Origin of the sequence: Falsiroseomonas sp. (genome assembly GCF_051860665.1) — a bacterium.
Lineage (GTDB): Bacteria > Pseudomonadota > Alphaproteobacteria > Acetobacterales > Acetobacteraceae > Falsiroseomonas.
In genome coordinates, this window is record NZ_JBHYDM010000009.1 from 1 (window position 1) to 17947 (window position 17947).

At 72.4% G+C, this 17947-nt stretch carries 17 protein-coding genes; 6 read left to right on the top strand and 11 right to left on the bottom strand.

Translation table 11 applies throughout. The features are described from left to right. The coding region (locus ACTIF1_RS11420) for a methyl-accepting chemotaxis protein (RefSeq protein ID WP_439596542.1) at window positions 1-1685 on the bottom strand (1685 nt) is incomplete at its 3' end. 302 nt (window positions 1686-1987) lie between these two features. After that, window positions 1988-4051: a methyl-accepting chemotaxis protein gene (locus tag ACTIF1_RS11425; RefSeq protein ID WP_439596543.1), complete on the bottom strand. Its 2064-nt coding sequence runs from the start codon at window positions 4049-4051 to the stop codon at window positions 1988-1990. A gap of 162 nt (window positions 4052-4213) precedes the next feature. Between ACTIF1_RS11425 and ACTIF1_RS11430 the strand changes: the two genes are divergently transcribed. Next, entirely contained in the window at window positions 4214-5362 is a 1149-nt protein-coding gene (locus ACTIF1_RS11430; RefSeq protein ID WP_439596544.1) for a DegT/DnrJ/EryC1/StrS family aminotransferase, read from the top strand. Window positions 5363-5383: 21 nt separating this feature from the next. On the opposite strand, the gene ACTIF1_RS11435 is transcribed toward ACTIF1_RS11430, so the two are convergent. The 6 genes from ACTIF1_RS11435 to ACTIF1_RS11460 are packed head-to-tail and all read right to left on the bottom strand — an operon-like array spanning window position 5384 to window position 11324. Continuing rightward, window positions 5384-6244 carry a ParB/RepB/Spo0J family partition protein gene (locus ACTIF1_RS11435; RefSeq protein WP_439596545.1) on the bottom strand — a complete coding sequence of 287 codons (861 nt, stop codon included), beginning with the start codon at window positions 6242-6244 and terminating at the stop codon, window positions 5384-5386. Continuing rightward, window positions 6241-7056 carry a ParA family protein gene (locus ACTIF1_RS11440; protein ID WP_439596546.1) on the bottom strand — a complete coding sequence of 272 codons (816 nt, stop codon included), beginning with the start codon at window positions 7054-7056 and terminating at the stop codon, window positions 6241-6243. The genes ACTIF1_RS11435 and ACTIF1_RS11440 overlap by 4 nt, the downstream gene beginning before the upstream one ends. Continuing rightward, entirely contained in the window at window positions 7037-7675 is a 639-nt protein-coding gene (gene rsmG, locus ACTIF1_RS11445) for a 16S rRNA (guanine(527)-N(7))-methyltransferase RsmG (protein ID WP_439596547.1), read from the bottom strand. The genes ACTIF1_RS11440 and rsmG overlap by 20 nt, the downstream gene beginning before the upstream one ends. 9 nt (window positions 7676-7684) lie before the next feature. Then, window positions 7685-9559, bottom strand: a complete 1875-nt coding sequence (gene mnmG / locus ACTIF1_RS11450; protein WP_439596548.1) for a tRNA uridine-5-carboxymethylaminomethyl(34) synthesis enzyme MnmG — start codon at window positions 9557-9559, stop codon at window positions 7685-7687. A 19-nt stretch (window positions 9560-9578) separates the two neighbouring features. After that, window positions 9579-10895, bottom strand: a complete 1317-nt coding sequence (mnmE, locus tag ACTIF1_RS11455; RefSeq protein ID WP_439596549.1) for a tRNA uridine-5-carboxymethylaminomethyl(34) synthesis GTPase MnmE — start codon at window positions 10893-10895, stop codon at window positions 9579-9581. A 48-nt stretch (window positions 10896-10943) separates the two neighbouring features. Beyond that, on the bottom strand, window positions 10944-11324 hold the full coding sequence (locus ACTIF1_RS11460) for a (2Fe-2S) ferredoxin domain-containing protein (RefSeq protein WP_439596550.1): 381 nt from the start codon (window positions 11322-11324) through the stop codon (window positions 10944-10946). Window positions 11325-11484: 160 nt separating this feature from the next. On the opposite strand from ACTIF1_RS11460, the gene ACTIF1_RS11465 reads away from it, so the two are divergent. Both ACTIF1_RS11465 and ACTIF1_RS11470 read left to right on the top strand, forming a co-directional pair. Next, on the top strand, window positions 11485-12003 hold the full coding sequence (locus ACTIF1_RS11465; protein ID WP_439596551.1) for a methylated-DNA--[protein]-cysteine S-methyltransferase: 519 nt from the start codon (window positions 11485-11487) through the stop codon (window positions 12001-12003). Then, window positions 12000-12971 (top strand): quinone oxidoreductase family protein, encoded by a 972-nt coding sequence (locus ACTIF1_RS11470; RefSeq protein ID WP_439596552.1) that lies wholly within the window; start codon window positions 12000-12002, stop codon window positions 12969-12971. Before ACTIF1_RS11465 ends, ACTIF1_RS11470 begins: the two co-directional genes overlap by 4 nt. Before the next feature lie 18 nt (window positions 12972-12989). Here the strand turns inward: ACTIF1_RS11470 and ACTIF1_RS11475 are convergent, their stop codons facing one another. Both ACTIF1_RS11475 and ACTIF1_RS11480 read right to left on the bottom strand, forming a co-directional pair. Continuing rightward, the gene (locus tag ACTIF1_RS11475) at window positions 12990-13382 is read right to left on the bottom strand and encodes an MAPEG family protein (RefSeq protein ID WP_439596553.1); all 393 of its coding nucleotides are present in this window, start codon (window positions 13380-13382) and stop codon (window positions 12990-12992) included. After that, window positions 13382-13873, bottom strand: a complete 492-nt coding sequence (locus ACTIF1_RS11480) for a YbaK/EbsC family protein (RefSeq protein WP_439596730.1) — start codon at window positions 13871-13873, stop codon at window positions 13382-13384. The genes ACTIF1_RS11475 and ACTIF1_RS11480 overlap by 1 nt, the downstream gene beginning before the upstream one ends. A gap of 14 nt (window positions 13874-13887) precedes the next feature. Here ACTIF1_RS11480 and hemW point away from each other — a divergent pair, with 14 nt between their 5' ends. From hemW to ACTIF1_RS11495, 3 genes are read left to right on the top strand one after another with little or no spacing between them, the layout of a single operon-like run. Next, a complete protein-coding gene (gene hemW, locus ACTIF1_RS11485; protein ID WP_439596731.1) occupies window positions 13888-15054 on the top strand; it encodes a radical SAM family heme chaperone HemW in 1167 nt (388 codons plus the stop codon). Then, the gene (locus ACTIF1_RS11490) at window positions 15054-16118 is read left to right on the top strand and encodes a polysaccharide pyruvyl transferase family protein (RefSeq protein WP_439596554.1); all 1065 of its coding nucleotides are present in this window, start codon (window positions 15054-15056) and stop codon (window positions 16116-16118) included. The genes hemW and ACTIF1_RS11490 overlap by 1 nt, the downstream gene beginning before the upstream one ends. Continuing rightward, window positions 16118-17083, top strand: coding sequence for a hypothetical protein (locus tag ACTIF1_RS11495; protein ID WP_439596555.1), 966 nt, complete (start codon window positions 16118-16120; stop codon window positions 17081-17083). The genes ACTIF1_RS11490 and ACTIF1_RS11495 overlap by 1 nt, the downstream gene beginning before the upstream one ends. Here the strand turns inward: ACTIF1_RS11495 and rsmI are convergent. Beyond that, window positions 17047-17934: a 16S rRNA (cytidine(1402)-2'-O)-methyltransferase gene (gene rsmI, locus ACTIF1_RS11500; RefSeq protein WP_439596556.1), complete on the bottom strand. Its 888-nt coding sequence runs from the start codon at window positions 17932-17934 to the stop codon at window positions 17047-17049. The genes ACTIF1_RS11495 and rsmI overlap by 37 nt on opposite strands. Between the last annotated feature and the right edge of the window lie 13 nt (window positions 17935-17947).

The following is a 17947-nucleotide window of genomic DNA, read 5'->3' on the forward strand; positions in this document are numbered from 1 at the left end:
TTCACCTCGGAGGCGACGACGGCAAAGCCCTTGCCGGCCTCGCCGGCGCGGGCGGCCTCGATGGTGGCGTTCAGCGCGAGAAGGTTGGTCTGGCCGGCGATATCGCCGATCAGGCGCACCACATCGCCGATGCGGGATGCGGCATCCGAGAGGCCGCGGACGGTGGCGTCGGTGGCTTCCGCCGCGGCGGTGGCCTCGCGGGCGGCATTGGCGGCCGCCTCGATCTGGCGGACGACCTCGGCGATGGAGGCGGAGAGCTCCTCGGTGGCGGCGGCGACGGAGCCGACATTGGTGCTGGCCAGGCCGGCGGCATCGGCCACGGCATTGGCGCGGGAGGCACTGCTCTCGGCGGTGGCGGCCATGGAGCCGGCGGTGGCATCGAGCTCGGTGGCGGCGGAGGCGACGGAGCGGAGCACGTCGGCGGTCTCCTCCTCGAAGCCGCGCAGCAGGGTCTCGACGGCGGCGGCGCGGTCGAGGCGGGCCTGCTGCTCGGCGGCCTGGGCAGCCTCCAGCGCCACCCGCTGGAGCGAGGCCTGTCGCAGGTTCTCGACCGCCACGGCCATTTCGCCCAGCTCATCGGCACGGTCACGGCCCGGCACGTCGAGCGTCAGTTCGCCATTGCCGATGCGGCCCACCACCGTGGTGAGCGCGCCGAGCGGCGCCACGACGCGGCGGAGGATGGTGAGCATGACGCCCATGACCAGGCAGAGGGTCACGAACATGCCCGCCCCCGTGATCTGCAGCATCTGCCAATGCTCGGCGCTGGTGGCCTCGCCGGCCGCCAGCGCCTCGTCCAGCGCGGCATCGCGCATCGGCAGCAGGGCGGCCAGGGCGGCGACGGAGAAGGGGCGGAAGCGGGCCAGCTCGATGCTCCAGAGCGCCGGCGGAGCGCCGACACGGGTCGAGGCCTCGTCGATCAGCCGGCTCCAGCCCGGTTCGGACTGCGCCACATAGCCCTGCCGCTGCGCTTCCAGCGCCTGGGCGAGGCGGGGGGTGGCGAGCGCATCCACCAGCCGCTCGATATGGCTGAAGCTTTCCAGCATGCGGCCGGTGAGGATGCGCGCGGTGGCGACAGCCTCCGGCTGCACCGGCTGGCCGCCCAGCCAGCCCGTGATGAACAGGGCGCGGCGGCCGGCCAGGTCGCGCAGATTGGCGGCGTGGATGGCGATCTCGGCGCGGATGGCGAGGTCCGGCGCGGTGACGGCCAGGCGGCGGCCGACCTCCAGCGCCAGGGCCGAAAGCCCGTTGCCCAGCTCGTTCCGCGCCGCCGTCAGGTCCCGCAGGATCGCCGGGTCGCGGTCCTGCGGGGGGAGGGCGGCGGCTTCGGTGACGCGGCGCAGCAGCTCCGTCGCCACGGCGCGGGTGCGTTGCAGGGCCGCCAGTTCGAAGCCCGCGGCGCTGGCGCTGGCCTCGGCGGCCGCGACCGTGCGCAGCGCCTCCTCATGCCCGGCCCGCAGCTCCGCCAGATTGGGCTGGGCCACCACCAGGGCGGCGCTCAGCCGGCCGGACTGCACGGCATAGCCGGCCTGTGCGCGCAGCACGTCGCTGATGGTGCGGGTGGCCAGGATGCTGCGGTCCGAGGCCCGGGCATCCTGCCAGGCATTGCTGGCCAGCCAGACGGATAGCAGGAAGCCGGGCAGGGCGATGGCGGCGAAGCCGAGGAGGAGGATGGAGCGGATACGCATTGACGGCGCGACCTTGCTTGGATGGCCCTGTATGCAAGCAGGAGCCTTTCGGTTCCGTGAATTTCGCGACGCATGAGACAAAGGCGCCAATATTTGCTCCCTTGGGGAGGGCGTGGAGCCGAACCTCGCAGCCGATGCGCCAGGCGCGCGCCGTGCCGGCGAGCCTGCGCCCCTGCAGGCGAATGAGGCCGGCCGCCCTTGCGCTTCGGGCAGCCGGCCTGAGTCGTCTCGGAGAGTCCTTCTGGCCAACCGGCCGAGCCGGTGCCGGGGCGCAATTCTTCCGCGGGCCGGGCTTCGGGGCCTTACGCGGCGCGGATGGCGCCGAGGAAGGTATCGACCTTGCCGCGCAGGCCCTCGGCCTGGCGGGCGAGTTCGGCGGAGGCGCTGCGGACATCGCTGGCGGCGGTTCCGGTGCGAGCGGCATCCTCGCTGACGCCGGTGGCGTGATGGGCGGCCTGCTGGGTGCCGCTGGCGGCCTCGGCGACGGCCTGGCCGATCTCGGCGGTGGCCTGGGCCTGCTGGGAGGCGGTCTCGGCCACCTGGGCGGTGGTGGTGTTCAGCGTCTCGATGGTGCGCGCGATGGCGCGGACCACCTCGACGGTGCGGTTGGTCTCGGACTGCATGGCGCCGATCTGGGAGCCGATCTCCTCGGTGGCCTTGGCGGTCTGGGCGGCGAGCTGCTTCACCTCGGAGGCGACGACGGCAAAGCCCTTGCCGGCCTCGCCGGCGCGGGCGGCCTCGATGGTGGCGTTCAGCGCCAGCAGGTTGGTCTGGCCGGCGATATCGCCGATCAGGCGCACCACGTCGCCGATGCGGGATGCGGCATCCGAGAGGCCGCGGACGGTGGCATCGGTGGCTTCCGCCGCGGCGGTGGCCTCGCGGGCCGCGGTGGCGGAGGCCTCGATCTGGCGGACGACCTCGGCGATGGAGGCGGAGAGCTCCTCGGTGGCGGCGGCGACGGAGCCGACATTGGTGCTGGCCAGGCCGGCGGCATCGGCCACGGCATTGGCGCGGGAGGCACTGCTCTCGGCGGTGGCGGCCATGGAGCCGGCGGTGGCGTCGAGCTCGGTGGCGGCGGAGGCGACGGAGCGGAGCACGTCGGCGGTCTCCTCCTCGAAGCCGCGCAGCAGGGTCTCGACGGCGGCGGCGCGGGCGAGGCGGGCCTGCTGCTCGGCGGCCTGGGCAGCCTCGAGCTCAAGGCGTTCGAGGGAGGCCTTGCGGAGTTGCTCGATGGCGACCGCCATTTCGCCGAGCTCGTCGGTGCGGGCCTGGCCGGGGACATCCAGCGTCAGCTCGCCGCCGCCGATGCGGCCGACCACGGTGGTCAGCACGCCGATGGGTGCCACGATCCGGCGCAGCAGCATGACGAGGCTGGCGATGACCAGGACCAGGATCGCCGCCATGGCGGCCAGCGCCAGTTCCAGGCTGCGCCAGCTTTCCGTGCTGTTGTCCATGCCGACCTCCAGCGCCTCCTCCAGCGCCGCGTCGCGCATTTCCACGATCCGGGTCAGTTCCGTCGGGGAGAAGGCGCGGATCTGCGGCAGGGTCATCGACCAGGTGGTGCCGCCGGAGGCGAGGTTGGCCACGGCTTCCTGCACGATGCGACGCCAGGTCGGATCCGCGGTTTCCAGGAAGTTGCGCCGCTGGGCGGCCAGCGCCTGCATCAGGCGCGGGGTGCCGATCGCCTGGGTCAGGCGCTCGATATTGGCGAAGGTCTCGCGGATCGCGCCGCTCCATTCATGGGCCTGGGGAATCTGCTCAGGCCGCACGCTCTGGCCACCGACCCAGCCGCTGATGAACAGGGCGCGCCGGCCGGCGAGTTCGCGCAGGGCGGCGACCTGGATGGCGATCTCCAGCCGCACCGCGAGTTCGGGCGCGGTCAGCGCCAGGCGCTGGCCGACCGCCAGGGCCAGGTTGGTCATGCCCTGCCCGAGTTCGGCCCGGGCCTGGGTCAGGTCGCGGGGGATGGCGGGGTCGCGCGCCGCGGGCGGCTGCGCCGCGGCGGCGGTGACACGGCGCAGCAGGTCGTCGAGCCGCGCCTGGGTCGCGGTAAGGGCGGTGGGATCGAAGCCTGCCGCCTGGGCGCTGGCGGTGGCGGCGGCCAGCAGGCCGGCGATCTCGGCATGGCCCTGCCGCAGCTCCGCAAGATCGGACTGCTGGGCCAGGGCGGCGTTGTTCAACCGGCCGATCTGGACGGCATAGGTGGACTGGGCGCGCAGCACGTCGCTGATGGTGCGGGTGGCGAGGATGGCGCGATCCGCACGCCGGGCTTCCTGCCAGGCCCCTGCGGCAATCCAGATCGAAAGGGCGAGGCCGGGCAGGGCGAGCAGCCCGAAGGCCAGCAGGAAGACATTGCGAATACGCATCGGGGGCAGGATCCGGTCTGGTCGTCCGCTAGCTTGCCGCCTTCGGGTTGCAAAGCCGCTAACGCGCCGGCGCCCGGCCGCGCAAAGCGGCGAAATGCCGGGTGATTTGGCCGGCGCGGCGCGGGGGGTCTAGAAGACCGCGAAACCTGCCGACGGATACCCATGACCAGCCTCCCTCCCATCGCCCTGTTCGACATGAAGGCGCAGCAGGCGCTGATCCGCGCCGAGCTGGACCAGCGCCTGGCCTCCGTGCTCGACGGCGGCCGCTTCATCAACGGGCCCGAGGTGGGCGAGCTGGAGCAGAAGCTCGCCGCCTTCGCCGGCTGCGCCCATGGCGTGGGCGTCTCCTCCGGCACCGATGCGCTGCAGATCGCCATGATGGGCGAGGGTATCGGCCGCGGCGACGCGGTGTTCCTGCCGGCCTTCACCTATACCGCGACGGCCGAGGTGCCGCTGGTGCTGGGCGCCACCCCCATCTTCGTCGATGTGGACCCCCGCACCTTCAACATCGACATCGCCGACCTGAAGCGCCGCATCGCGCTGGTCGAGGCCGAGGGCCGGCTGCGGCCGGCGGCGGTGGTGGGCGTGGACCTGTTCGGCCTGCCGGCGGACTGGCCGGCGATCGAGGCGATCTGCGCCGAGAAGGGCATGTTCGCGCTGGATGATGCGGCGCAGGCTTTTGGGGGCTCGCTCGGCAACAAGCGGCTGGGGCGCTGGGGGCATGCGACGGCGCTGAGCTTCTACCCGACCAAGACCCTGGGCTGCTACGGCGATGGCGGCGCGCTGCTGACGGATGACGCCGACCGCGCCGAGCTGTGGCGCAGCCTGCGCACCCATGGCGAGGGCAAGACCCGCTACGAGGTGGAGCGCACCGGCATGAACGGGCGGCTGGATACCATGCAGGCCGCGATCCTGCTGGCGAAGCTGCCGCTGCTGGAGGGCGAGCTGGTGGCGCGGACCAAGGTGGCGGCGGCCTATCATGCCGGGCTGGCCGGCAAGGTGCAGGTGCCCGAGCTGGTGCCGGGCCATGCCTGGGGCCTCTATTCGATCCTGCTGGCCGATGCGGCGGAGCGCGGGCGGGTGCAGGAGGCCTGCAAGGCGGCGGGCGTGCCGACCTCGATCTACTACCCGAAATCGCTGCATCGGCAGCCGGCCTATGCCGCGGCCCATGCCGGCGGCATCGCGGCCGGCGCGCCGGAGCTTCCGGTGGCGGAGATGCTCTGCGAGCGGATCCTCTCGCTGCCGATGCACCCCTACCTGACCGAGGCCGAGGTGGCGCGGGTGGTCGCGGCGGTGGCAGGCGCCGTCTGAAGGCCCGCGGCCGGCGGCGGCTCAGCCGCCGCCGTTGAGCAGCCGGATCAGCCCGTCGAGCTGGTCGAGGTCGCGGTAGCGGATCACCACCTCGCCACCCTTGCCGGCGTGGCGGACCTGCACCTGCAGGCCGAGGCGCTCCGTCAGGTCCCGCTCCAGGGCGCGCGTCTCGGGGTCCTGCGGCCGCGGCGGCGTGCCCTCGGGCTTCGGCTTGGCGGTGGCCAGCGCCTCCGTCTGGCGGACGTTCAGCCCGCGCGAGACCACCTGGGCGGCGAGGCGGGCGGGGTCGGGCGTGCCGATCAGGGCGCGGGCATGGCCGGCGGTCAGCACGCCGTTGCGCACCAGGTCGCGCACCGGGCCGGGCAGGTTCAGCAGGCGCAGCGTATTGGCCACATGGCTGCGGCTCTTGCCGACGGACTGGCCGAGATGCTCCTGCGTCACGCCGAATTCCTCGAGCAGGCGCTTGTAGCCCTCGGCTTCCTCGACCGCGTTCAGATCCTGGCGCTGCAGGTTCTCCACCAGGCCGGCGGCCATGGCCTCGCGGTCGCCGAGGTCGCGGATGACGACGGGAACCTCGTGCAGCTGCGCCGCCTGGGCGGCGCGCCAGCGGCGTTCGCCGCCGATGATCTCGTAGCTGTCCGTGCTGCCCGGCTTCGGGCGCACCAGGATGGGCTGCAGGATGCCGTGCTCACGGATGGAACTGGCGAGTTCATCCAGGCTGGCGCGATCCATGCCGCCGCGCGGCTGGAAGGGACCGGGCTCCAGCGATTCGACCGGAACGGAGCGCAGCGCCTCGCCGGGCTGGGGGGCGGGCCCGTCCGGGATCAACGCCGAAAGGCCGCGGCCGAGGCGGGAGGTGGGTTTGCGGGTTGTGCTGCTCATGTGGCGCGGATCCGCGCACGCTCCCGTTTGAGGAATTCGGCGGCGAGCTTGACATAGGCCTGGGCGCCGGGTGAGCGGAAATCATAGAGCAGGACCGGCAGGCCGTGCGAGGGGGCCTCGCTGACGCGGACGTTGCGGGGGATCGCGGTCTCGAAGACCTTGTCCTTGAAGAAGCCGCGCACATCGCTGGCCACCAGCTCCGAGAGGTTGTTGCGGCGGTCCATCATGGTCAGGATGATGCCGTCCAGCCGCAGGCGCGGGTTGAGGGCGCGGCGGACCCGGTCGATGGTGCGGGTGATCTGGCTGATCCCTTCCAAGGCAAAGAATTCCGTCTGCAGCGGCACCAGCACGCCATCCGCGGCGACCAGGGCGTTCAGGGTGATGAGGCCGAGCGAAGGCGGGCAGTCGAAGAAGACGTAGTCGAATTCGGCCAGGGCTTCCTTTCCGTCCTCGAAGGCCTTGGCGAGGCGGTGCTCGCGGTCGTCGATTCCGACCAGCTCGATCTCGGCACCGGCGAGATCCGGGTCGGCGGGCAGGATGGAGAGGTTGTCCACCTGGGTGGGGCGCAGGAGTTCCGCCAGGGGGCGCCCTTCCACCAGCAGGGCATAGCTGCCCGCGGCGCGATCCTCCCGCGCGATGCCGAGGCCGGTGGAGGCATTGCCCTGCGGGTCGAGGTCCAGCAGCAGCACCTTGTGGTTGGCGGCGAGCGCGGTGGCCAGGTTGATGGCCGTGGTCGTCTTGCCGACGCCGCCCTTCTGGTTGGCGAAGGCGAGCCGGCGCGGGGGCGCGCGGTCAGTCTTGCGGCTGGACATGGCGGATATCGCTGAGGCGGAAGATGGTGGCCTCCGGGTCGGTGCGGCTGGGGAAGCGGTTCAGGGTGAAGGACCAGCGGGCCTGGGCCTCGGCGAGCTCGGCCTCGGCCGTGCGGCCCTTGGGGAAGACGGCGGTGCCGCCCGGGGCCAGCAGGCGCGCGGCATGGGCGAGCAGCGTGTCCAGCGGCGCCAAGGCACGGGCTGTCAGGATGGCGAGCGGCGGCAGGCGGGCAGTCTCGATCCGGGTCGGGTGGATGGTGACGCCGGCAAGGCCGAGCTGGGCGGTGGCCTCGGTCAGGAAGGCCGCCTTGCGGCGATCCGATTCGACCAGATGCATCGGCCGGGCGGTGGCAATGGCCAGCACCAGGCCGGGCAGGCCGGCGCCGGAGCCGAGATCGCCCATCGGCCCCTCTCCCGCTGGCAGCAGCGGGGCGAGTTGCAGGCAGTCCTCGATATGGCGCTGCCGGAGCTGGTCGAGCGTGGCGCGGCCGATGAGGTTGATGCGGCTGTTCCAGCGCAGCAGCAGATCGACATAGAGCTCCAGCCGCGCCTGGGCCGCATCGTCCAGCGGTGTCGGTTCGGGCAGGTTTTGGGGGGGAAGGGTGGCCGGGTGTTTCACGTGAAACCCCTATACCGGCTCGACCACGCCACGTCGAAGGTGGATGGCGAGCGCCGCCACGGCGGCGGGGGTGACGCCGGGGACGCGGCTGGCGCTGCCGAGGCTGTCCGGCCGGGCGCGGGCCAGGCGCTGCTGCATCTCGGCCGAGAGGCCCGGAATGCCGCGGAAGTCGCAATCGGCTGGGACGGCGAGCGCCTCCTCCCGCGCCAGCAGGCGGCGTTCCGAATCCTGGCGGCGCAGATGCGGGGCGTAGAAGGCCTCGGCCTCGATCTGGACGGCGACGGCGGGCGGGAGCTCGGCGAGCCAGGGGAAGGCGGCGGCGGCCATGGCGGCGGTGACATCCGGCAGGGCCAGCACCTCCAGCACGGTGCGGCGGCGTCCATCCTGGCGAATCGGGATGCCGGCGGCGGCGAGGTCGTAGGGCGTGGCGAGATCGGCTGCCGCGCGGTCGAGGGCCGCCGAGACCTGGCCCGCGAATGCGGCGTGGCGGGCAGCGCGGAGCGGGCCGATGCAGCCCCAGGCGAGGCCGCGATCCGTCAGCCGCAGCCCGGCATTGTCCGCGCGCAGGCTGAGGCGGTGCTCGGAGCGCGCGGTCAGCATGCGGTAGGGCTCGCTGACGCCCTGGCTGACCAGATCGTCCAGCATCACGCCGATATAGGCCTCGGCCCGGCCGAGGATGCGGTCCGGCAACTGGCCGGCGGCGCGCTGCGCCGCGTTGAGCCCGGCCATGAGGCCCTGGGCGGCGGCTTCCTCATAGCCCGTGGTGCCATTGATCTGGCCGGCCAGGAACAGGCCGGGCAGGCTGCGGACCTCCAGCGTGCGGTGCAGGGCGCGCGGGTCCACATGGTCGTATTCGATGGCATAGCCGGGCCGCAGGATGCGGGCGTGGGCCAGGCCGGGAATTGTCGCGATCAGCGCGGCCTGCACATCCTCCGGCAGGCTGGTCGAAATGCCGTTCGGGTAGACCGTGTCGTCATCCAGCCCCTCCGGCTCCAGAAAGATCTGGTGGCGCAGGCGGTCGGCGAAGCGGACGATCTTGTCCTCGATCGAGGGGCAGTAGCGCGGGCCGACGCCCTGGATCTGGCCGCTATAGACCGCCGAGCGATGCAGGTTCGCCTGGATCAGCGCATGGGTTTCGGGCGTGGTCCAGGTGATGCGGCACTCCACCTGGGGGTTGGTGATGCGGTCCGTCAGCCAGGACATCGGCTCGGGCGGGTCGTCGCCGGGCTGGGGCTCCAGCGCGTCCCAGTCGATCGTGCGGCCATCGAGGCGCGGCGGCGTGCCGGTCTTCAGCCGGGCGAGCGGCAGGCCGAGGCGATCCAGCGTGCGCGCCAGGCCGATGGAAGGCGCCTCCCCGCTGCGGCCGGCGGGGGTGCGCATGTCGCCCAGGTGGATCTCGCCGCGCAAAAAGGTGCCGGTGGTGAGGATGACGGCGCCGCAAGGAATACGGGTGCCGCCGGCGGTCAGCACGGCGCGGACGCGGCCCGCCGCGTCGATCTCCAGATCCTCGGCGGCCTCGCCCAGCAGGGTGAGGCCCGGCGTCTCGGCCAGCAGGCGTTGCATGGCGGCGCGGTAGAGGCGGCGGTCGGCCTGGATGCGGGGGCCGCGCACGGCGGGGCCCTTGCTGCGGTTCAGCAACTTGGCGTGGATGGCGGCCGCATCCGCGGCGCGGGCGATCAGCCCGTCCAGCGCATCCACCTCCCGCACCAGATGGCCCTTGCCGATGCCGCCGATCGCGGGGTTGCAGGACATTTCCCCGATGGTGTCCAGGCGATGGGTCAGCAGCAGGGTGCGGGCGCCACAGCGGGCCGCGGCGGCCGCGGCCTCGCAGCCCGCATGCCCGCCGCCCACCACCACCACGTCGAAACTTTGGATCGTCGCCATGGGGCGGGGTATAGGCCGATCACTTGCCGATGCAGAAGTCTCGGAAGATGGCATCGAGGATCTGTTCGACGTCGACGCGCCCTGTCAGCCGGCCGAGGGCGTTCAGCGCGGCCCGAAAATTCTCGGCGGCGACTTCGGGCAGGCGGGCGGCCTCGGCCTCGGCCAGGCGCGCGACGGCCTCCGTCAGGCTCGCGCGGTGGCGAGTGCGGGTCAGTGCGGGGGCATCGCCGAGGCCGGCATGGCGCTGCGCATGGTCAGCCAGCGCCGCCTTCAGCGCCTCCATCCCCTGCCCTGTCCGGGTGCTGGTGGCCAGCACCTCGCGCCCGGCGATCCGATCCGGCGGAGGCGCCAGGTCGCATTTCGTCGCCAGGACCAGCGCGCCTGGGGCCAACTCCAGCAGGGCGAGGCTTTCCGCATCCGGCGCCGCGTCGCAGGCGAAGGCGAGCAGGAGCAGATCCGCCTCCCCGGCCCGGCGCGTGGCGCGTCGGACCCCTTCCTGCTCCACCGCATCCGTCGTGCGGCGCAGCCCTGCCGTATCCGCCAGCATCACCGGCACGCCGCCCAGGATCAGGCGGCATTCCACGATGTCCCGCGTCGTGCCGGGCTGGGCCGAGACGATCGCCGCATCACGCTCCGCCAGGGCATTCAGAAGCGAGGACTTGCCCGCATTCGGCGCGCCCAGGATGGCGATGGACAGCCCCTCCCGCAGCTTTTCGCCGCGGCCGCCATCCGCGAGATGGGCGGCGATCTCGCCCCGCAGCGCCGCAGCGCCCTGCCGTGCCAGGTCCGAAAGATCGCTTGGCAGGTCGTCCATCTCGAATTCGATGGCGGCTTCCTGCTGCGCGAGGATCCGCGTCAGCCGCGCGCTCCAGCCGCCATAGAGCCGGGCCAGCGCACCCTCTGCCTGGCGCAGGGCCTGGCGGCGCTGCTGCTCGGTCTCGGCGGCGATCAGATCCGCCACGGCCTCCGCCTGGGTCAGGTCCATGCGGCCATGCAGGAAGGCGCGGCGGGTGAATTCGCCGGGCTCGGCGGGGCGGCAGCCCTGGCGCAGCAGCGCCGCCTCCACCGCCGCCACCACGGCGCTGCCGCCGTGCAGATGAAGCTCCGCCGCATCCTCGCCGGTGTAGCTGCCGGGGCCCGGGAACCACAGGACCAGCGCCTGGTCGAGCACTTCGCCGGACGCGTCGCGCAGCCGGCGCAGGCTGGCGCGTCGCGGCTCAGGCAGGCGCCCCGCCAGCCCCTGCAGCATGGCGCCTGCCTGCGGCCCCGACAGGCGCAGCACCGCCACCGCGGCCTGGCCGGCACCGGAGGCGCGCGCCAGGATGGTATCGGTCATCCCGCTCATGCGGCCGCCGTTGTTTCACGTGAAACGCCGCGCGCCACCTCAGCCCTTCGGCGGCGGCTGGTCATGCTCGGTCAGCATCAGGTGCCGGGCGCGCCCGCCTTCCACGAGATGCGCCTGAAGGATCTCGTCCACATCCTCGCGCGTCTTCGGGCTGTACCAGATCCCCTCGGGGTAGATGACCAGGGCCGGGCCGAATTCGCAGCGGTCCAGGCAGCCGGCCTGGTTCACCCGCACCGCCTTCAGCCCCAGCTCCTTGGCGCGCACCTTCATGTAGTCGCGCAGCGCCTCGCTGCCGCGCGCGGCGCAGGAGCCGCGGCGATGGTCATCCGGACGGCGATTGCAGCAGACGAAGACATGCGCGCGGAAATAGGGGGGCGGGTCCGGCAGCGGACCGGCAGGGGTGCTGAGTGCATCGGTCACGGGAGCCTCCGCAGAAGGGCATCTGCCTGCGCATGTAGCGAGCGGCCGGGCCTGCCGCCAGGGCAAGGTCCGCGACATCCACCGCGGATGGTCCTAGACTGCCCCGGCTTGACGAGCCCCCGCCGAATGTGGCGCATGGCGGGCCCCTGGACGGATCTTCATGCCCCAAGTCACCTGCCTCACGCCGATCGGCGAGGTCACCATCTCCGCCGAGGAGGATGCGATCGTCGCCCTGGATTGGGGCCGCGGCCGCGACCAGGAGGCAACTCCCCTGCTGCGAGAGGCGGTGACGCAGCTGCAGGATTATTTCGACGGCCTGCGCACCGGATTCGACCTGCCGCTGGCGCCCTTCGGCTCCGCCTTCCAGCAGCGCGTCTGGGCGGCGCTGCGCGCGATTCCGCCGGGCGAAACCCGCTCCTACGGAGATCTGGCAAAGCTCCTGGGCTCCTCCGCCCGCGCCATCGGCCAGGCCAACGGCGCCAATCCCATCCCGATCCTGATCCCCTGCCACCGCGTCGTGGCCTCCGGCGGCAGGCTCGGCGGCTATTCCGGCGGCGAGGGTCCCGCCACCAAGCGCGTGCTGCTCGAACTCGAGCGCCAGGCGCGTGTTCCAAACCCCTCCGGCTCCCCCCAGGCCGAACTCACCCTCCCCCAAGCTCCAGGGACTTCCCCCCGATGAACCATGCCATCCGCGTCCACGAATATGGCGGTCCCGAGAAGATGGTGTGGGAGGAGGTGCCGGTTCCTGCACCGAAACCCGGCGAGGCGCTGGTCCGCCACAAGGCCGTCGGCCTGAACTACATCGACGTCTATTTCCGCACCGGCCTCTACAAGGCCCCTTCCCTGCCGGCGACCATCGGCATGGAGGCCTCTGGCGTGGTCGAGGCGGTAGGCGAAGGCGTCACCCATGTGGCCCCCGGCGACCGCGTCGCCTATGCCACGGCGCCGATCGGCGCCTATGCCGAGGCGCGCACCATCAAGGCGGATCGCCTGGTGAAGGTGCCGGAGGCGATCGGCTTCGAACAGGCCGCGGCCATGATGCTGCAGGGCATGACGGCCGGCTTCCTGCTGACCCGCACCTACAAGGTGCAGCCCGGCCAGACCATCCTGATCCATGCCGCGGCGGGCGGCGTCGGGCTGATCATGACGCAATGGGCCAAGCATCTCGGCTGCACCGTCATCGGCTGCGTCAGCACCGAGGAGAAGGCCGCACTGGCCCGCGCGCATGGCGCGGACCATATCGTCATCGGTCTGGAAACCCTGCCTGCCCAGGTGAAGGAAATGACCGGCGGCGCCATGCTGCCCGTGGTCTATGACAGCGTGGGCCGGGACAGCTTCACCGCCTCACTGGACTGTCTGGCGCCCTACGGGATGATGGTTTCCTACGGCAATGCCTCCGGCCCCGTCACGACGGATATCGGCATCCTGGCAGCCAAGGGTTCCCTGTATCTGACCCGCCCGACCCTCGCGACCTATACCGCCAAGCGCGAAGACCTGGAGGCGCAGGCGGCTGCCTTGTTCGAGGTGGTCGCCAAGGGCGCCGTGAAGATCCGCGTGAACCAGACCTTTGGATTGAAGGAGGCGGCGGAGGCGCATCGGGCGCTGGAGGCCCGCAAGACCACCGGAAGCACGGTTCTTCTTCCCTGAGCGGACGCGGCCGGGTTGTTACAGCAACCCGGCCAGTGCCAGCCCGGCACTGGCCGCACCGGCCACCCCGATCACGGTCAGCGTCAGGCTGGTTCCTAGCACGCGCCAGCGGAAGACCTCCGGCTCCTGTCCTATCCCGATAGCGTGCAGCGCGCGGCCGGCCAGCAGGGTCACGCCGAGCACATGCAGGGCCCAGGCGGGCAGGCCATTGGCCTCACACAGCATCATCAGCAGCAGCGCCAGCGGCACATGCTCGGCGAAATTCCCATGCGCCCGCACCGCCCGCTCGACCAGCCGGTGCCCGGTGCCAAGCGGCTGGTGATGGATCCGCCGGGCCCGGATCACGCGGCCAGAAAGCAGCACGAAGCCCAGTGCCAGCGGCGCCGCGTAAAGCGCCGTGACCGGCAGCATCACCCGGCCTCCCGCACATCGGCCCGGGTCCCGCCCGACAGGCGCAGCAGCTCGGCCGGCGTCGTCGCGAAGACATGCATGGGCGACCCCGCCGCCGCCCAGACCTGCGCATGGCCGAACAGATCCTCGTCCAGCAGCACCAGGGGCGGCGTCAGGTGGCCTACCGGCGCCACGCCCCCGATGGCGAAGCCCGTCACCTCCCGCACCCAGCCGCCATCTGCGCGTTTCACGTGAAACACCGGGCCTGCATCGCCCTGCAGGGCGACGGCGACCTTGGCCATGTCCGCGCGATTGGCGCCCGAGGCGATCACCAGCACCGGCCTGTCGCCTGCGCGAAAGACGATGGACTTGGCGATCTGCGCCACCTCGCAACCCACCGCGGCCGCCGCCTCCGCCGCGCTGCGGGTGCCGTCCGGGAAGGCCGCCACCGTATCCGCATGCCCCGCCGCCCGCAGCGCCGCCCGCACCCGTTCGACAGATCCGCCCGACATCGCCATATCCCTCGCTGATGGAACCTCTGGCCCTCTACATCCACTGGCCCTTCTGCGCCGCCAAGTGCCCCTATTGCGACTTCAACAGCCATGTCCGGGACCGCATCGACCAGGCCGGCTTCGCCACCGCACTGCGCCGCGAACTGGCGCATGAGGCCGCCCGCGCCAATCAGGGCGGCCGCCGGCGCCTGGCCAGCATCTTCTTCGGCGGCGGCACGCCCAGCCTGATGGACCCCGCCACAGCGGCCCTGCTCATCGAGGACGCCCGCCGCCTCTTCGAAGCCGAGCCCGACTTGGAGATCACGCTGGAGGCCAACCCCACCAGTGTCGAACTGGCGAAGCTGCGGGCCTTCCGCGCCGCCGGCGTCAACCGCGCCTCGCTTGGCGTGCAGTCGCTGGAGCCCGCGGCACTCGCCTTCCTCGGCCGTCGCCATGATGCGGCCGAGGCAATCGCGGCGCTGGAGCAGGCCCGCGCCACCTTCCCGCGCCTCTCCTTCGACCTGATCTATGCCCGCCCAGGCCAGGCCGATTCCGCCTGGCGGGCGGAACTGCGCCAGGCGCTCGCCCTGGCCGCGGACCATCTCTCGCTCTACCAGCTCACCATCGAGCCCGGCACGCAATTCGCCACCCTTTTCGGCCGCGGCGCCTTCACCCTGCCCGAGGGCGAGGAAGCCGCCCGCCTCTACACCGCCACCGCGGAGGAAGCCGCCCGCTTCGGCCTGCTGTCCTACGAGATCTCGAACTACGCCAGGCCGGGTGCGGAAAGCCGCCACAACCTCGCCTATTGGCGCTACGGCGACTACCTTGGCATCGGTGCCGGCGCGCATCAGCGGCTGACCCTGCCGGACGGCCGCCTGCTCGCCAGCCGCCGCCACCGCGGGCCGGAGGAATGGCTGGCCCGCGTCCTCCGCGACGGACATGCGGTGGTCGAGGAAGAAGCCCTTTCGCCACGCGACCGGGCGCGGGAAGCTTTGCTGATGGGACTGCGCCTGACGGAGGGGGTGGACGTGCAGCGGATCGAACAGCGAAGCAGCCTGCCTTTCGCCGAATGTGTCGAGGCCGAGGCCCTCCAGGACCTGCTCGCGGAGGGCCTGCTCGCATGGCGCACGCCCACCCGCCTCGCCGCCACGCCCGATGGCCTGCTCCGCCTCGATTCCCTGCTGCCCCTGCTGGTGCGGTGATGTCCTGGCGACGCTGGTTCTCCTCGCCCAGGCCCGAGGCGGCCTTGACCCGGCCACCGCCCGCCGCCGTGCCGCGCCGTGCCGCCTTCCTCGGCGCCTATGGCTACGGCAATCTCGGCGACGAGCTCTGCCTGATCGAGGCGATGCAGGCCTTCCCGGAGGAGGAGGCCCACGCCCTCTCGGTCGATGCGGACTGGACCCGCCGCTGCGTCCCCGGACTCGCCGGCTGCTTCACCACGGGCGAGGCGATGCTGGCGCTCGACCCCGCCCGCATCGTCTTCGGCGGCGGCATGGTCGGCGTCACCAGCGCGCTGCGCGCCTGGCTGCCCTGGATGGCCCGGGCGGAACGTCAGGGCGCCGTGATCCATTTCCACAACCTCGGCGTCGGCCGGCTGAAGGAGGTGGAGGACTGGCTGGATGCAGAGGCGCACGGTGTCATCGATCGCTCGGCCAGCTTCACCGTGCGCGACCACCTGGCCGTCGAGTATTTCGCCGAGGCCGGCATCGCCCGCCTGCCCGCCATCACCCATTTTCCGGAATGCGACATCGCCCCCGACCGGTCGCTGGCGGATTCCCTTCTGCCGCAGGGCCGCCCCCTGCTCGGCCTTTCCATCATCCCGACGCCGATGATGAAGGCCTGCCTGGCGCTGGAGGGGCCGCGCATCCGCGCGCTGCTCGCGGAATTCGCCGACCACAGCGTGGTGCCCATCGTCAGCACCGTGCACCGCTACAGCAGCGAGGAGGATGACCTCGCCGGCGTCACCCAGTTCCTGCGCGACTTCCTGCCCGAGGCGCGCATCGCCGCCCCCGCGCTGCTCGACCGCGCCTTCTGGCACCGGGAGCTGACGCCGCGGCGCCTCAAGGGGATCATCGGCCGGCTCGACACGCTGATCACCCAGCGCAAGCACAATGCGGTGCATGCCATCGGCAGCGGCATCCGCGTCATCGGGCTGCATCCGCTGGAGGATAACAGCCTGCGCCGCACCTTCATCGCCCTGCAGCACCGGCTGCAGCCCGGCTCGCGCTGCATCGGCCTGCTGCCCACCTCCTGGCGCGCCGCCTGATGCGCACGCTGGTTCTTGCCGAGCGTCCCGGCCGCGGCCTGCGGTCGCGGCTGCTGCTCTCGCTGCTGCCGGCCCTGTTCCCCGAAGGCGGCCCGCTGCTGCTGGCCACCCCGGCGCCCAGCGCGCCGGAAGGCTTTGCGCCGGTCGCCGCGCAGCCTGATCCGGCGCAGCTCGGCATCCAGCGGGTCGTCCTCGCCGGCCTCTTCGAGGAACCGGCCAAGCTGGCCCAGGCCCTGGCGACCGCCGCCGCCGCCCTGGCCGCCGGGGCCAGCCTGGAAACCCGCGCCTTCTCCCTCGCCCGCGCCGCCGCCCCGCGCGACCCGCCCCCGGGCATCGAGCTGCTGGACCGCGCGACGCGGCTGGAGCTGCGCGACTGGTTCACCATGGACCGCCTGCTCCTCTGGCAGGTCGTGGTGCCGGAGCCGCTTCTGCTGCCCTATCCCGAAGCCGGGCTGCCCGCCGACCCCGACTTCGGCGCGACCCTGCCCGAGGGTCCGCTGCTCGGCCTGGCCATTCAGGACGGTCCCCGGATGCGTGCCGCCTGGCCCGCGCTGCAGCCCGCCCTGCACGACCGCCTCCGGGCGCTGCCGCCCGGCCTGCCGATCCTGCCCCTGCCGATCGAGCATCCCGGCCTGCCGGAGGACGATTTCCACGGCACCCGGGCCTTCGCCGAGGCCCTGCTGCCCGAAAGCCCCCTGCTCCTGCCGGAACTCGCCGACCCTGTCCGGCGCCGGCGGGAATGGACACCGGCGCGGCTGAAGGCGGCGGTGGCGCGCTGCAGCCTGGTCATCACGAACCAGGATGTGCCCGCGGTCTTCGCCGCCGCCTGCCGCGTGCCGGTGCTGGGCCTGGCCCTGGGCGGGGATCGCCGCGTCGTCACCGCCTTCGGCCAGCTCGCCAATCGCATGGCGCCCGGCTCCGGCCTTCTCTACCCGCGCCCCGCCAGTTCCAGCGCCCGGGCGTAAACCTGCTTGCGCGGCAGGCCGGTGGCGGCGGCGACCATGGCCGCGGCGTCGCGCAGGCTCTGCCCTTCCATGGCCGCGCGGAGCTGCGCGTCCAGGTCGGCCTCCGCCGTGCCCTCCTCCGGCGCCGGCCCGACGCAGATGCAGATCTCGCCGCGCGCCGCCTCCGCCGCGTAATGCGCCGCCAGCGCCGCCAGGGACCCGCGCCGCACCTCCTCGAACCGCTTGGTCAGCTCCCGCGCCACGGCCGCCGGCCGCTCGCCGCCCAAACCCTCCGCCAGGGCGGCCAGCGTCTCCGCCAGCCGATGCGGCGCCTCATGCAGCACCAGCGTCGCCGTCAGCCCCGCACGTTCGGCTGCCCGATGCCGGGCGATGGCCGCGGCGCGCGGCCCATCCTTCGGCGGCAGGAATCCCAGAAACACGAAAGGGTGAGGCGGCAGCCCGGACAGCGTCAGCGCGACCACCGCCGCGTTGGGTCCTGGAATGGCGGTCACCGGCACCCCGGCCTCGATCGCGGCGCGCACCAGCCGGTATCCGGGATCGGAGACCAGCGGCGTGCCGGCATCGGACGCCAGGGCCAGCCGCTGCCCGCCTTCGATCCGGGCCAGAACCCGGGGAATCATTTCCGCTTCGTTGTGGTCATGCAGTGGCACCAGCGTCGCGGAGACGCCATAACGCTGCAACATGAGGCCTGTTACCCTGGTGTCCTCGCAGAGCACGGCATCCGCCGCGCCGAGCACCGCGAGAGCCCGGGGCGAAAGGTCGCCGAGATTGCCGATCGGTGTCGCCACCAGGGAAAGCCCGAGCGGGGCCTCCCCAGGCGCCGCCCGTTCAGGAGGGTCGCCGTTTGCCACGTCCGTCGTCCTG